The 12,374-nt window shown below is 75.7% G+C and carries 15 protein-coding genes and 1 riboswitch; of the genes, 9 read left to right on the top strand and 6 right to left on the bottom strand.

Annotated features, from left to right (window positions below):
• Positions 1 to 12: 12 nt before the first annotated feature.
• Positions 13 to 660, bottom strand: coding sequence for an NADPH-dependent F420 reductase (locus Cus16_RS03660; RefSeq protein ID WP_069711199.1), 648 nt, complete (start codon positions 658 to 660; stop codon positions 13 to 15).
• 56 nt (positions 661 to 716) lie between these two features.
• Here Cus16_RS03660 and Cus16_RS03655 point away from each other — a divergent pair, with 56 nt between their 5' ends.
• From Cus16_RS03655 to Cus16_RS03640, 4 genes are all read left to right on the top strand, one after another.
• Positions 717 to 1,013, top strand: coding sequence for a GNAT family N-acetyltransferase (locus Cus16_RS03655; protein ID WP_069711198.1), 297 nt, complete (start codon positions 717 to 719; stop codon positions 1,011 to 1,013).
• 57 nt (positions 1,014 to 1,070) lie between these two features.
• A complete protein-coding gene (locus Cus16_RS03650; protein WP_069711197.1) occupies positions 1,071 to 1,532 on the top strand; it encodes a VOC family protein in 462 nt (153 codons plus the stop codon).
• An 88-nt stretch (positions 1,533 to 1,620) separates the two neighbouring features.
• A complete protein-coding gene (locus Cus16_RS03645) occupies positions 1,621 to 2,109 on the top strand; it encodes a MarR family winged helix-turn-helix transcriptional regulator (protein WP_069711196.1) in 489 nt (162 codons plus the stop codon).
• Positions 2,106 to 2,615 carry a metallophosphoesterase family protein gene (locus Cus16_RS03640; RefSeq protein ID WP_069711195.1) on the top strand — a complete coding sequence of 170 codons (510 nt, stop codon included), beginning with the start codon at positions 2,106 to 2,108 and terminating at the stop codon, positions 2,613 to 2,615. The genes Cus16_RS03645 and Cus16_RS03640 overlap by 4 nt, the downstream gene beginning before the upstream one ends.
• A 77-nt stretch (positions 2,616 to 2,692) precedes the next feature.
• On the opposite strand, the gene thiD is transcribed toward Cus16_RS03640, so the two are convergent.
• The 3 genes from thiD to thiM all read right to left on the bottom strand — a co-directional run bounded on the left by thiD (position 2,693) and on the right by thiM (position 5,720).
• Complete coding sequence (gene thiD / locus Cus16_RS03635) at positions 2,693 to 4,213, bottom strand: bifunctional hydroxymethylpyrimidine kinase/phosphomethylpyrimidine kinase (RefSeq protein WP_069711194.1); 1,521 nt, start codon at positions 4,211 to 4,213, stop codon at positions 2,693 to 2,695.
• Complete coding sequence (thiE, locus tag Cus16_RS03630) at positions 4,198 to 4,866, bottom strand: thiamine phosphate synthase (protein WP_069711193.1); 669 nt, start codon at positions 4,864 to 4,866, stop codon at positions 4,198 to 4,200. Before thiE ends, thiD begins: the two co-directional genes overlap by 16 nt.
• Positions 4,863 to 5,720: a hydroxyethylthiazole kinase gene (thiM, locus tag Cus16_RS03625; RefSeq protein ID WP_069711432.1), complete on the bottom strand. Its 858-nt coding sequence runs from the start codon at positions 5,718 to 5,720 to the stop codon at positions 4,863 to 4,865. Before thiM ends, thiE begins: the two co-directional genes overlap by 4 nt.
• Positions 5,709 to 5,804, bottom strand: a riboswitch (TPP riboswitch). Its footprint overlaps the gene before it by 12 nt.
• Positions 5,805 to 5,895: 91 nt before the next feature.
• On the opposite strand from thiM, the gene Cus16_RS03620 reads away from it, so the two are divergent.
• The 3 genes from Cus16_RS03620 to Cus16_RS03610 all read left to right on the top strand — a co-directional run bounded on the left by Cus16_RS03620 (position 5,896) and on the right by Cus16_RS03610 (position 8,898).
• Positions 5,896 to 6,834, top strand: coding sequence for an NUDIX domain-containing protein (locus tag Cus16_RS03620; protein WP_069711192.1), 939 nt, complete (start codon positions 5,896 to 5,898; stop codon positions 6,832 to 6,834).
• Between the two features lie 154 nt (positions 6,835 to 6,988).
• A complete protein-coding gene (locus tag Cus16_RS03615) occupies positions 6,989 to 7,741 on the top strand; it encodes a phosphotransferase enzyme family protein (protein ID WP_069711191.1) in 753 nt (250 codons plus the stop codon).
• A gap of 209 nt (positions 7,742 to 7,950) precedes the next feature.
• The gene (locus Cus16_RS03610) at positions 7,951 to 8,898 is read left to right on the top strand and encodes a J domain-containing protein (RefSeq protein WP_069711190.1); all 948 of its coding nucleotides are present in this window, start codon (positions 7,951 to 7,953) and stop codon (positions 8,896 to 8,898) included.
• Positions 8,899 to 8,908: 10 nt separating this feature from the next.
• Here Cus16_RS03610 and Cus16_RS03605 read toward each other — a convergent pair whose 3' ends face one another.
• Positions 8,909 to 9,271, bottom strand: a complete 363-nt coding sequence (locus Cus16_RS03605; RefSeq protein ID WP_069711189.1) for an RNA-binding S4 domain-containing protein — start codon at positions 9,269 to 9,271, stop codon at positions 8,909 to 8,911.
• Positions 9,272 to 9,315: 44 nt separating this feature from the next.
• Between Cus16_RS03605 and Cus16_RS03600 the strand changes: the two genes are divergently transcribed.
• Positions 9,316 to 9,576: a hypothetical protein gene (locus Cus16_RS03600; RefSeq protein ID WP_069711188.1), complete on the top strand. Its 261-nt coding sequence runs from the start codon at positions 9,316 to 9,318 to the stop codon at positions 9,574 to 9,576.
• A gap of 107 nt (positions 9,577 to 9,683) precedes the next feature.
• Complete coding sequence (locus Cus16_RS03595) at positions 9,684 to 10,841, top strand: hypothetical protein (RefSeq protein ID WP_069711187.1); 1,158 nt, start codon at positions 9,684 to 9,686, stop codon at positions 10,839 to 10,841.
• A gap of 30 nt (positions 10,842 to 10,871) precedes the next feature.
• Here Cus16_RS03595 and Cus16_RS03590 read toward each other — a convergent pair whose 3' ends face one another.
• Positions 10,872 to 12,365 carry a S1C family serine protease gene (locus Cus16_RS03590; RefSeq protein WP_223246502.1) on the bottom strand — a complete coding sequence of 498 codons (1,494 nt, stop codon included), beginning with the start codon at positions 12,363 to 12,365 and terminating at the stop codon, positions 10,872 to 10,874.
• Positions 12,366 to 12,374 lie beyond the last annotated feature (9 nt).

Here is a 12,374-nt window from a genome sequence, read left to right as displayed (position 1 = left end):
GTGCTGCGGGGACTACACGTCGCGGTAGCGCTTCGCCTCGGCGAGCTTCGTGCGCAGTTCGTCAGCCGTGAAGCGCGTCACGTAGCCGGGGGTGTCGCGCTGGATGCGCCACCCCTCGGCGAGCGGACCGGCGTCGACGACGTCGAAGCCGAACGCGTCGATCAGGTCGGACACGACGCGCTTGGCGTCGGCGTCGTCACCGGCGACGACGAGCGCGCGACGGTCGGCGGTGCCGGCCGGGGTGGCCTCGTCGGTGAGCGCCGGCGCGGCGATGTGGTTGAACGCCTTGACGACCCGGGCACCGCGCAGGTGGTCCTGCAGGAGCTCCGCGGTCGTGGTGGTCTCGTCGTCGAGCGCCGCGATGTGACCGTCGCGCTGCGGGTAGTAGTTGTTCGTGTCCACGACGACCTTGCCGACGAGGGGCTCGACGGGGATCGTCTCGATCGCCGCGAGCGGGGTGGTCACGACGACGATCTCGCCGGCGGCCGCCGCCTCGTCACGGGTGGCCGCGCGGGCACCGTCGCCGAGCTCCGCGACGAGGTCCTGCAGCGTCTCCGGTCCGCGCGAGTTCGCGATCACGACCTGGTGGCCGTGCTGCACCGCGAGGCGTGCGAGCTGGGATCCGATGTTGCCTGCTCCGATGATGCCGATGGTCGTCATGGCACCGTGCAACGCGCCTCCGTGCGGCGCATTCCCCGCGGGTGCATGATGGCGCCATGGCCCACGAGTTCCGCGACGAGACCGACCGCCACCGCTACGCGATGTACGTCGACGGCGAGCTCGTGAGCGTCCTCGACCGCCGGGCCACCGACGATGCGGTGTCGTTCCCGCACACGTACACCGTGCCGTCGCACCGCGGCCACGGCTACGCGGCGCAGCTCGTCGAGCACGCCGTCGCGGACGTCGAGGCCCGCACCACGAAGCGCATCGTGCCGATGTGCTGGTTCGTCGCCAAGTGGTTCGACGAGCACCCCGACAAGGCCCACCTCCTCAGCCGCGGCACGGCGGACTGAGACCCACCCCGACCGGCCGCAGCGTCGCGGTCGGCCCCTCACGCTCGGAGACACCCGATGCCGACGATCACCCCGTTCCTCTGGTACGACGACCAGGCCGAGCAGGCCGCGACGTACTACACGGATCTCTTCCCGGACAGCCGGGTCGACAGCGTCGCCCGCACCCCCGACGGCACCGCGCTCGTCGTCGAGTTCACGCTCCTCGGCCAGCCGTACCGCGCGATGAACGGCGGCCCCGGGCACCCGCACACCGACGCCGTCTCGTTCCAGGTCGACGTCGACACGCAGGACGAGCTCGACCGGGTCTGGGACGCGCTGCTCGCCGACGGCGGTCGGCCGCTCGCCTGCGGGTGGCTCCACGACCGCTGGGGCCTGGCGTGGCAGGTGACCCCGTCGATGATGGGCGACCTGATGACCGGCGGCGGCGACCCCGAGGCGAACGCCCGGGTCTTCGCCGCGATGCGCGACATGGTCAAGCTCGACATCCCGGCGCTCCAGGCCGCCGCGGCGGGCCGCTGAGTCCGACCCGAGCACGCCCGCCGGTACAGTGGCGAGACCCGACCAGCGCCGGGGACCCGGCGCCCGCAGTGACAGGCTGGAGACCGCGATGAGCAGCCCGGGCCCGGACGTCCGCAACGCCGACATCGGACGCGCCTACACGGAACTCTCGCGCATCACCCGGCGCGCGAGCATCCGCGCGCGCGGCGACGACCTGGTGCTCAGCGTCGTCGACCAGTCGCTCGTGGACTTCGTCGTCGAGCACCCCGGGTGCATGGCGATCGACATCGCGCGGTACCTCCGCCTGAACCGCTCGACCATCTCACGGCAGCTCTCCGGTCTGCTCGCCGCGGGGCTGGTCCGCACGACGGACGGCGGCTCGGGCAACGCGAAGCCCCTCGAGGTCACCGACGCCGGCCGCGCTGCCCTCGAGCGCTCGGTCCGGCTGCACCGCGACGCGCTCGAGGAACGGCTCGCCGAGTGGTCCGACGACGACATCGCGCTCCTCGCCGGCCTGCTCGAACGACTCGGCGCCGCCGACGAGGCGGGCCTGCCGATGCCCGCGCGCGCCTCCGAGCGGGACCCCGCCGCGTCGTGACGACCTCGTTCGTCCTGCTCTCCGACACCCACCTGCCGAAGCGCGCGAAGGACCTGCCGGCACCGCTCTGGGCCGACGTGGACGCGGCGGACCTCGTCGTGCACGCGGGGGACTGGGTCGACCTCGCGACGCTCGACGCGGTGCAGGGCCGGGCCCGTCGGTTCGCGGGCGTCCGCGGCAACAACGACGGCCCGGCGTTCGACGACCGCCTGCCGCTCGTCGCGCGCTTCACCGTCGAGGACCTGCGCTGGTCGCTGGTGCACGAGACCGGTGCCGCGACCGGGCGGGAGCGCCGGGCGGACGCGGCGCACCCGGACACCGACGTGCTCGTCTTCGGGCACTCGCACATCCCGTGGGACTCCGTCGCACCGTCGGGGATGCGGCTGCTCAACCCCGGGTCGCCGACGGACCGACGGCGGCAGCCCGACTTCACCTGGATGCGCGGCACGGTCGACGGACGCGACCTGACGGTCGAGCTGGTCCGGTTACCGCCGGCCGCGCGCTGACGGACGGGAGGCTCGGGGCGGGCCCGCCGGGCGCCTCCCGTCCGTCCCGTGGTGCGTCCACGGCGCGGGTGCTCGGGTCAGGCCGGCTCCGCCGCCACCTCCGCCGCCTCCGACTCCGCCGCCGCGGCCTCCGTGGGCATCCGGAAGAACGCGGCCTCCCACTCGGTGGACCGGCGGAAGGCACGCGTCATCCGGCCGCGCTCGTCGGGGTCCGCCGCGGCGGCGAGCTCCTCGACGATCGCGGTCGCCTCGGCGCTCGCGGCCGCGAACCCCGGGTCGCCGTACACCCCGAGCCAGTCCGCGAAGGGGTGTCCCTCGGGCGCGTGCCCGAGGCGGGTGCCGACCCACGCGTACACCCGGAAGCACGGCAGGACGGCGGCGGCGAGGACGGCGGCCGAACCCGAGTCGGCCGCCTCCTGCAGGTGCGCGAGGTAGCCGGCGCACGTCGGGTGGACCGGGTCCTCCGCGTGCGAACCCGCCAGGCGGCGGTGGTGCAGGTCGCGGGCCTCGTCCGCGCAGCCCTGCGCCGCAGCCGCCCAGGAGGTGCTCGCCGGCCCGGCCGAGACGTCGGCGAGCCGGGCGAGGTGCCGCTCGTAGGCCCGCAGGTAGTGGACGTCCTGCGCGAGGTACCCGGCGAACACGTCCTCGTCGAGGGTGCCGTCGCGCAGGCCGACCAGGAAGTCGCACGCCAGGACCTCGTCGAGCGTCGCCGCCACGTCGTCCCACCAGCGGTCCGTCCAGACCACCGGCGGCCGGGCGGCACGCGCCGCCGCCCCGTGGTCGACCGGCCCGTTGCCCGTGCCGACGTGCAGGGCGTCGGCGCCGCGGAGCGCCGCGGTCAACCAGGTCTTCGCACCGCCGACCGCCAGCTCCCAGTCGCCGGCGTGCGCGGCGAGCGTCGCGATCGCGCTCGACAGGGAGCACCCGGTGCCGTGCGTGTTCGTCGTGTGGACGCGCGGCGCGGTGAAGGTCCGGGTCGTGCCGTCGGGGGCGACGAGCACGTCGTCCGCGGTCGGCCCGTCGTCGTGCCCGCCCTTCGCCAGCACCAGGACGTCCCACCGTCGGGCGACGAGCAGTGCGAGGTCGGTGGGCGTGCGGTCGGTGGGCGTGCGATCGATCGTCCCGGACGCTCCGGCGAGCACGGCCAGTTCGGTGAGCTCGGCCCGGTTCGGGGTGACCAGGTCGGCCAGGGCGAACAGGTCGCCCATCGCCGTTGCGGCGGACGGGTCGAGCAGCCGGTCACCGCTCGTCGCGACCATCACCGGGTCGACGACGACCACGGGCGGGCGGTGCTCGCGGAGCCACGCGGCGACGGTGCGGACGACCTCGGCGGTCCCGAGCATCCCGACCTTGACCGCATCGACGACGACGTCGTCCGACACCGCGTCGAGCTGCTCCCGCAGGAACGTCGGATCGGGGACGTGCACCGAGCGGACGCCGTGCGTGTTCTGCGCGACGAGGGCCGTCACGACACCCATGCCGTACCCGTCGAGCGCGGCGATCGCCTTGAGGTCGGCCTGCAGCCCCGCGCCGCCGGTCGGGTCGGTGCCCGCGATGCTGAGCACGCGGGGGACGCCCCCGGTCACCGGAGCGTCCATGCGTCGACGTGTGCGGCCGCGGCCGCGTACGGGTCCGCTGCCGCGCAGATGCCCGACACGACGGCGACCCCGGCGGCGCCCGCGGCGCGCAGGGGTGCGACGTCCGCCAGCGTGATCCCGCCGATCGCCACGCACGGCACGCCGGAGCGGCGGGCCAGCGCGGCGATGTCCGCGAAGCCCGCGTGCCCGAGTGCCGGCGGGTGGTCCGGCTTCGTCGTCGTCGGGTGGACGACCCCGACCCCGAGCAGGTCGACCGTGCCGCGGGGGAGTCCGGCGACGACGGCGACGTGCGCCGGGGTGTTCGCGGTCAGCCCGACGTGGGCGTCCGGACCGAGGAGCGCCCGCGCGGCCGTCACCGGGACGTCCGACTGTCCGAGGTGCACCCCGGCCACCCGGTGTCCGCCGTGCCGTGCGGCGAGCGCGACGTCGAGGCGGTCGTCGACCACCACGGTGGCCCGGTCGCCCACGGCGTCCGCGACCGCGGCGACGAGCGCGAGCAGGTCCCGTGCGGAGGCGTCCTTGTCGCGGACCTGCACCGTCCGGACCCCGGCGGCCACGGCGGCGCGGACGACGCCGAGCACACCGACCCCGTGGCGGTCGGCGAGCGGCCCGTCGGTCACCAGGTAGACGCCGACGTCCGTCGTCGCACTCATGCCGACACCGCCGTCGGCTCGGTCGTGATCCGGGCCTCGCGGACCACGTCCTCGGGCGTCAGCGTCGCGAGCCGGTCGAGGAACAGCGGCTGGAAGGTGCCCGGGCCCCCGGCGTCGCGGGCGGCGAGCTCGGCCGCGATCGTGTGGACCGCGGTCGCGGCGACCGCGGCGGCGCCCGGTTCCTCCGGGGCGACCGCGGTGAAGGCCGCGACCACCGCGCCGAGGGCACAGCCGCCGCCGGTGATGCGGGTCAGCAGCGGGGTGCCGTTCGCCACCCGGACCACGCCGGTGCCGGGCGCGACCAGCAGGTCGACGGGACCGGACACCGCCAGGGCGCCCACGGTCCTCCCGTCCGTCGCCGCGACCGCGGCCGCACGCACGTCGTCCGGACCCGCGGTGCTGTCGACCCCGCGCCCGCCGGCGGACCCGCCGAGGAGGGCGAGGACCTCGGATGCATTGCCGCGGAGCACCGTCGGCCGGAGCGCGAGCAGGTCGCGGGCCAGGGCCGTGCGCACCGGCAGCGAGCCGACCGCGACGGGGTCGAGCACCCAGGGGGTCCCGGCGTCGTGCGCTGCGTGCGCGGCCTCGAGCGACGCGGCACGCGGTTCGGGGTGGGGTGTCCCGGTGTTGACGAGCAGAGCGTCGGCGACCCGGGCGAACGCGCCGGCCTCGGTGGTGACGTCGACCATCGCGGCGGACGCCCCGAGCGCGAGGAGGACGTTCGCCGTGACGTTCTGCACGACGGTGTTCGTGATGCACTGCACCAGGGGGCCGCGGGCACGCACCCCCTCGAGCAGCGCGGCGGTGCGGTCGGCCCAGTCCGGGGACGGGGGTACGGGCGCAGCAGTGTGCATGGACGATCCCTTCGCGAGTACGAGCTCGAGCAGGTTCGACGGGTGTGATCTCAGCCGCTCGGTGCGGCACCCCGTGTCTCGGTCGTCACCGTACACGACGTCCCGTGACACGTCGCGGGACGTCGGGCGGGACGGATCCGGACATCGAGCGGGTGCCGTGTGCCAGGGTTGACGGGTGCCTGCTGCGACCCCTCCCGGCCCTCCGACCGGTCCCCGCGACCCCGGCGACGCCTGGGCGTACGGCCCCGACGGGACGAAGGCCTGGGGCCGCTTCGGCGCGGCCGGGCTGCTCGTCGACGACGGCGCCGGGCGCGTGCTGCTCCAGCACCGCGTCGAGTGGAGCCACCACGGGGGCACCTGGGGGATCCCCGGCGGTGCGCGGCACCAGGGCGAGGACGCCGTCACGGCGGCGCTCCGCGAGTCCGCCGAGGAGGCGGGGGTGCCCGAGGACGGCATCGCGCTGCGGCACGCGGCGGTGCTCGACCTGGGCTTCTGGACCTACACGACCGTCGTCGGACGGGCACGCGAGCCGTTCGAACCGGTGATCGCGGACCGGGAGAGCCTCGCGCTGTCCTGGGTGCCGGTCGCCGAGGTGGACGACCTGCCCCTGCACCCGGGCTTCGGGGCGTCCTGGGCGGCGCTGCGCGCATCGATCACGACCGTGCCGCACGTGGTGGTCGACGCGGCCAACGTCGTCGGCAGCGTGCCCGACGGCTGGTGGCGCGACCGAGCGGGCGCCGCGGACCGGCTGCTGTCCGCCGTGACGGCGCTCGCCGCCGTCGGCACCGACGCGGACGGGCTGGGGCTGCCGTTCGCCCGGTGGTGGCCCCGGTGGACCGTGGTGCTCGAGGGCGCGGCACGGGCAGCGGGCGACGGCACCGACCCGGTCCGGGCCGGCGGCGTCGCGACGGGTGCCGCGGTCGAGGTCGTGCGTGCGGTGGGCTCGGGTGACGACGCCGTCGTCGCGGCGACCCGGGCGGCGGTGGAGGTCGGGGACGCGCCGGTCGTCGTCGTGACGGCGGACCGCGAGCTCCGGGCGCGCGTCGAGGCCCTCGGCGCCGAGGTCCGCGGACCGGGCTGGCTCCGGGACCGGACGGCGTCCGTCGGGGCCTGAACAGGACGTCGTCGGCACCGCGCACGACGTCGTCCGTCCCGGGGACGCACACGGTCGTGTGACGTGATGTTCACACGCCACCCGGACAGGACCGGGAGCCGGACGGATACGCTGGCACCCACGTCAACGGAGACGGACTGATCAGGAGGTCACGATGGAGCGTGTCACCAGAGCCGACGACCGCGTCCACCGCCCCGCGGGGCCCTGGACGCCCACGGTGCACCGGCTGCTCGCCCACCTGCACGAGCAGGGGTTCGTGGCGGCGCCGGAGCCCATCGCCGTCGGGGACGTCCTCGAGACGGTCACCTTCGTCCCGGGCACCGCGGGCAACTACCCGTGGAGCACCGAGATCGCGAGCGAGGCGGCCCTCGTCACGAGCGCACGACTCCTGCGGCAGTACCACGACGCCGCGGCGACCTACCCGCGGTCCGGGGACACCGACGTGTGGTCGCAGGCCGAGCGCCTGCCGGTCGAGACGATCGTGCACGGGGACTTCGCGCCGTACAACTGCGTGTACGACGGCATCGCCGCCGTGGGGCTCATCGACTTCGACACGGCGCACCCCGGACCGCGCGTCTGGGACGTCGCGAGTGCCGTCTACCGCTTCGCGCCCTTCACGACGGGGCTCGTCGAGGGCAGCATCGCGCCGGGCCTCGACGAACGGCTCGACCGGGCGGCGGAGTTCTGCCGCGCCTACGGACTCGACGACCGGTCGCGCGGCGTGCTCGTCGAGACGATGACCGCGTCGCTCGTCGCCCTCGTCACGACGATGGAGACCGAGGCCGCAGCCGGCAACCCGAAGTTCGTCAGCGACCTCGAGCACGGCCACGCCGACCTGTACCGGGCGGACGTCGCCTGGCTCGAGGCGCACGCCGAGGACGTCCGCGCGGCGGTCACCGCCCGCTGACCCGGGCGGTTCCGGCACTCCTTCCGGACCTGTCACGACGCCGCCGATCTGTCGAGACGCCGCTGCCCCGTCGAGACGCCGTCGGAACCGGCGGCGTCTCGACCCTGACGCGGCGTCTCGCCGGGGAAGACGTGCGCACCGGGCCCCCCGCCAGCTCCCAGCGGGCACGCGGCGGACTCCGAAGGTGCCTCGGGTAGTGTCGTCGGGCCATGACCGACAGCCCGGCCGACGCCACCCCGTACGAGGTGCTCGGCGTCCCCTCGTCCGCCGACGACGACGCACTCCGCCGCGCGTACCGCCGGGCCGCCCGCGAGACGCACCCGGACCTCGGCGGTGACGCCCAGCGCTTCCGCCAGGTGCAGGTCGCCTGGGAGCGCATCGGGACGCCCGCAGCGCGCCGAGCCTACGACGCGGGCTCCCGCACGTCGACCCCGCAGGGTGCGTCCGGCCCGTCCGGTTCCGCGGCCTGGAGGCCCGACTCCGGTCGCGACGCCTACGCACCCCCGGCAGCGCGTCGCGACTCCCGCCCGCGTGCCCGGTCCCACGGACACCCCGGCGGCCGGTCCCGCGAGGTCTTCCTGCAGGCCGAGCGCGAGTGGGTCGGCCTCGGCGACCCGATCGAGGACCCGTACGACCCGGCGCTCGTCCGCTCGGCACCGCGGCACATCCGCCGACTCCTGGGCGAGGCCCTCGCCGAGGAGGCCACGGCGGCGATCGTCGCCGACATGGGCATCGGCGTGACGGTGTGGCACGACCTGGACGCCGGGGCCGAGGGGAAGCTCGACCATGCCGTCCTCACCCCGAGCGGCCTCTGGGCCGTCGAGTCCATCGACTGGGGCGCACCGGTCCGCATCGAGCACGGGGAGATCGCGGGGGAGACCCTGGCACCCGGGGAACGTCCGGTGAAGGAGCTCGTCCGCGCCGCGCGGGCGGTGCAGAAGCAGACCCGCGTCAAGTTCACCGGCCGACTGCTCGTCGTGCCGGACGCCGCGGTCGACGAGGACGTGCAGGTCGTCGGGTCGCCCCGGAAGCCGACGGCGCTCGTGGTCCGACGGAGCGCCCTCGGCCAGGTGCTCAGCGGTGTCTGGTCGCCCGAGGGCTCGGTCGACGTGTTCGACGTCCGCGACCGCCTGCAGCAGACCGTCCGGTTCGTCTGACGGACCGCGACTAGTACCCGCGGAGCTTCTCGAGGTCGCGGCGCTCCCGCTTGCTCGGGCGCCCGGCACCCGGGTCGCGCATCGGCACGAACCCCGCCTCCTCCTTCGGCAGGCGCGGCGGCGTCCGGTCCTCGAAGTGCTTCGCGGCCTCGGCGGCGCTCCCGCGCTTGACGACGATCCCGGTGACGACGACGATCCGGTCGAAGCCGTGCTGCCGCACCCGGACCTCGTCCCCGGGGCCGACCGGCTGCGCCGGCTTCGCCCGCTCGCCGTTGACCCGCACGTGGCCGGCCTTGCACGCGGTGGTCGCGGCGGAGCGGGTCTTCGTGATCCGCACCGCCCAGATCCAGCTGTCGACGCGTGCCTTCTCCATGCCCCCACCCTAGGCGGGCCCGCTCGGCGTCTACGCTCGACCCCGTGCCGGAACCGCTCGAGCAGGACGCCCTCGCCCGTGCCCTCGCGCTCCGGGTCCTGCGCGACGCGGCGATCGGCGACCGGCTCGTGGTGCGCGCCCGGCACGGCGACGGTGCGCGCGACGCCCTCGGCACGCTGGCCGCCCGCTCCGCGACGACGGTGACGATCGACACCCGCCGTGGCCCCGCCGAGGTCCCGCTCGCCGACGTCGTCGCCGCGAAGCCGGTCCCGCCGCCACCGGCACCGCGCCGCCCCCGGCCCTGAACGACGCGCCCCACCGGGACGACGTCTCGCCCGGCCCCGCCCCCGCAGACCACCGCTCCCGGCGAGCCGTCCGGGTCCGCGCAGTACCCCCGACGTAGCCTCGGAGCATGGCCGTCCCCGTCCCGCTCGGCACCGAGGACCGAACCCCCCGCCTGACGCTCCACCGCCCCGACCACTGGCGCCGCGAGGACGCCCCGCGCGCGGACCTCCGGCTGACCGGCGACGACGTCGTGCTGACGGTGCGCTCCCGGCCGTCCGACCGCACGATCGCGGAGGAGCACGCCGGGCTGCTCGAACGGCTGCCCGGGTCGGTCGACGGACTCCGGCTCATCGGGTGCGACCCGTGGACGACCGCCGGGGTACCCGCACGCCTGGTCGAGTACGTACGACCCGACGAGGACGGCGACGTCGCCGGCGCCCACCTGCTGTTCGTCACCGGACGGCACCGGGTCGACCTCACGGTCGAGCGTCCGCTCGCACGGATGCTGGCGACCGACGACCTCGTCTCCGCCGTCCTCGAGTCCGTCCGCGCGACGGAGCCGACCCCGGTCCGGCCACAGCGCGAGCTCGAGGCGCTGCCCGCCGCCGCGCCGGCCCCGCAGCTCGACGGCGTGCACCTCGGCGCCGCGGCGCTCACGACGCTCCGGAGCCTCGCCGGACGTCGGTGGAACCCGGCGCTCCTGCGGTCGCCCGCGGGCCGCGAGCTCGTGCAGACCGGCCTGGTCGGTCGGCTCGGGACGCTCCCCGAGCCGACGCAGGAGCTCCTCGCCCCCTGGGCCGACGCGGTCGAGCCGGTCACGCTGGACCAGCACCTGCCCGACGGACGGACCACGCGCCTCCAGGCCTGGTCGGAGACCGTCGTGGACGGCACCGACGAGACGGGCGGGACGGTCGCCCGGCTCCCCGCCGAGCAGGTGGTCGCGGTGGCGGCCGGGAGGCTCGGCATCCGTCCGACGTGGACCTTCCCGTTCCGCACGGGGTCGGTCCCGTCCGACCTGCTCACCCGCAGGACGGGGACGGCCGGCACCGGGACCGACCTGCCGGCGGCCCTCGCCGCGGAGGACCCCCGGCTCGCGCGCTTCTGGGCGGCACCGTGGACGGTGTCGTCGCTCCGCCGGCCCGGGCGGCCGGAGCCCGTCGTCGTCGTGCACGCCGAGGGCATCGGCTTCGCGCGCGTCGGACGCCCGACGGCCGGGGAGACGTCCCTGCGGACGGACTCCCCGGCCAACGTGTACCGGTCGGTGGTGCGGGCGCTGCTGGGCTGAAGCCGCTGCCGGGCTCGCCCCGCTGTCGGGCTAGGCCGCCGGACCGGCCGTCAGCGTGACCGTGACGGTCTTCGCGGCGCCGCTGGCGTCGGTGTACCCGACGAAGACCCGGTCGCCCACCGCGTGTGACTGCACCGCCGCGGTCAGCGCGTCGCTGCTGGCGACCGCCGTGCCGTCGAGGCTCGTGATGGTGTCGCCGGCGACGAGCCCGGCCGCGGCGGCGCCGGACCCCTCGACCGTGCCCGCCACCGCCACGCCGCTGCCGGTCGGCGTCGTGCCGCTCGACCCGACCTGCACGCCGAGGAACGCCGGCAGGCCGATGGTGATCGTGTCCGAGGACTCCCCGGCGAGGATCTTGTCGGCGATGGCCTTCGCGGTCGTGATCGGGATCGCGTACCCGGTGACCTGGGCCGAGCCCGAGGACGCCGCCGTGGCCATGCCGACGACCTCGCCCTCGCTGTCGAGCACCGGGCCGCCCGAGTCACCCGACACGATGTCGGCCGCCACCTGGATGAGGCCCTGCAGCGACTCGGTCCCGGTGCCGGACTCGCTCTGCACCTGGATGTCCTGGTCGAGCGCCGTCACCGTCCCCGCCGCGGCCACGAGGTTCCCGGTGCCCTCCGCGTTGCCGACGTCCGTCACGGCATCGCCGGTCGCCGGCTCGCCGTCGTCGTCGAGCGTGACGGTCGACAGGCCCGAGGCGTCCTCGAGCTTCAGGACCGCGACGTCGTGCGTCGCGTCCGTCCCGACGACCTGCGCGCGGTACTCCTTGCCCGTGGTCTCGTCGGTGACCGTGATGCTCGTGGCACCCTGCACCACGTGGTTGTTCGTCAGGACGGTGCCGTCGGACGTCAGCACCATCCCGGTGCCCGCGGCCTGGGACGACGTGTCGTAGTTCAACACCGTGTCGATCGTGACGACGCCCCGTTTCTGCGCGGCCGTCGCGGGGGTCGCGGCGGACTCGGTGGTGCCCGTCCCCGTGCCGCCGCTGCCGGTGCTGCCGTCCCCGGTGCTCCCGTCGCCGAGTCCGCCGGTCCCGTCGCCGTACCCGGGGACGGTGAAGCCGTTCGTGCCGCCGCCCGTCCCGCTCCCACCGCCGGGCAGGGTCGTGGAGCCCTGCGACTGGCTCGAGGTCGTGGTCGTGCCGTGCGAGGAGAGCCCGAGGGCGGTCCCGCCCGCGGCGCCGATGACCGCGAGGGCGGCGACGCCGGAGCCGATCAGGAGCCCGAGGCGACGGGGACGCCCCGCCCCCGGGTGGTTCGCCGCCGCGGCACCGGCGGTCCACGCGGTCTGCGGGGTGCCGGTCCCGCCCAGTGCACTCCCGCCCAGTGCACTGCTGCCGAGCAGGTACGGCCCGCGGCCGTCCGGCGTGTAGGCGTAGGGGCCGGAACCGTCGGGGCCGTAGAGGTACGGGCCGCTGCCGTCGAAGGCGTACGCCGGCCGGAGGGTCGTGCGGTCGGCGTGCGGGGCCTCCCAGGCGGGGCCGTCGGTCGCGCGCTGGTCGTCGGCGGGGTTCTCGTTCATCGGTGCTCT

It is taken from the genome of Curtobacterium sp. ER1/6 (assembly GCF_001742745.1).
GTDB lineage: Bacteria > Actinomycetota > Actinomycetes > Actinomycetales > Microbacteriaceae > Curtobacterium > Curtobacterium citri.
The sequence above is the reverse complement of the archived record's forward strand: the minus strand, read 5'-3'. Positions and strand labels throughout refer to the sequence as shown.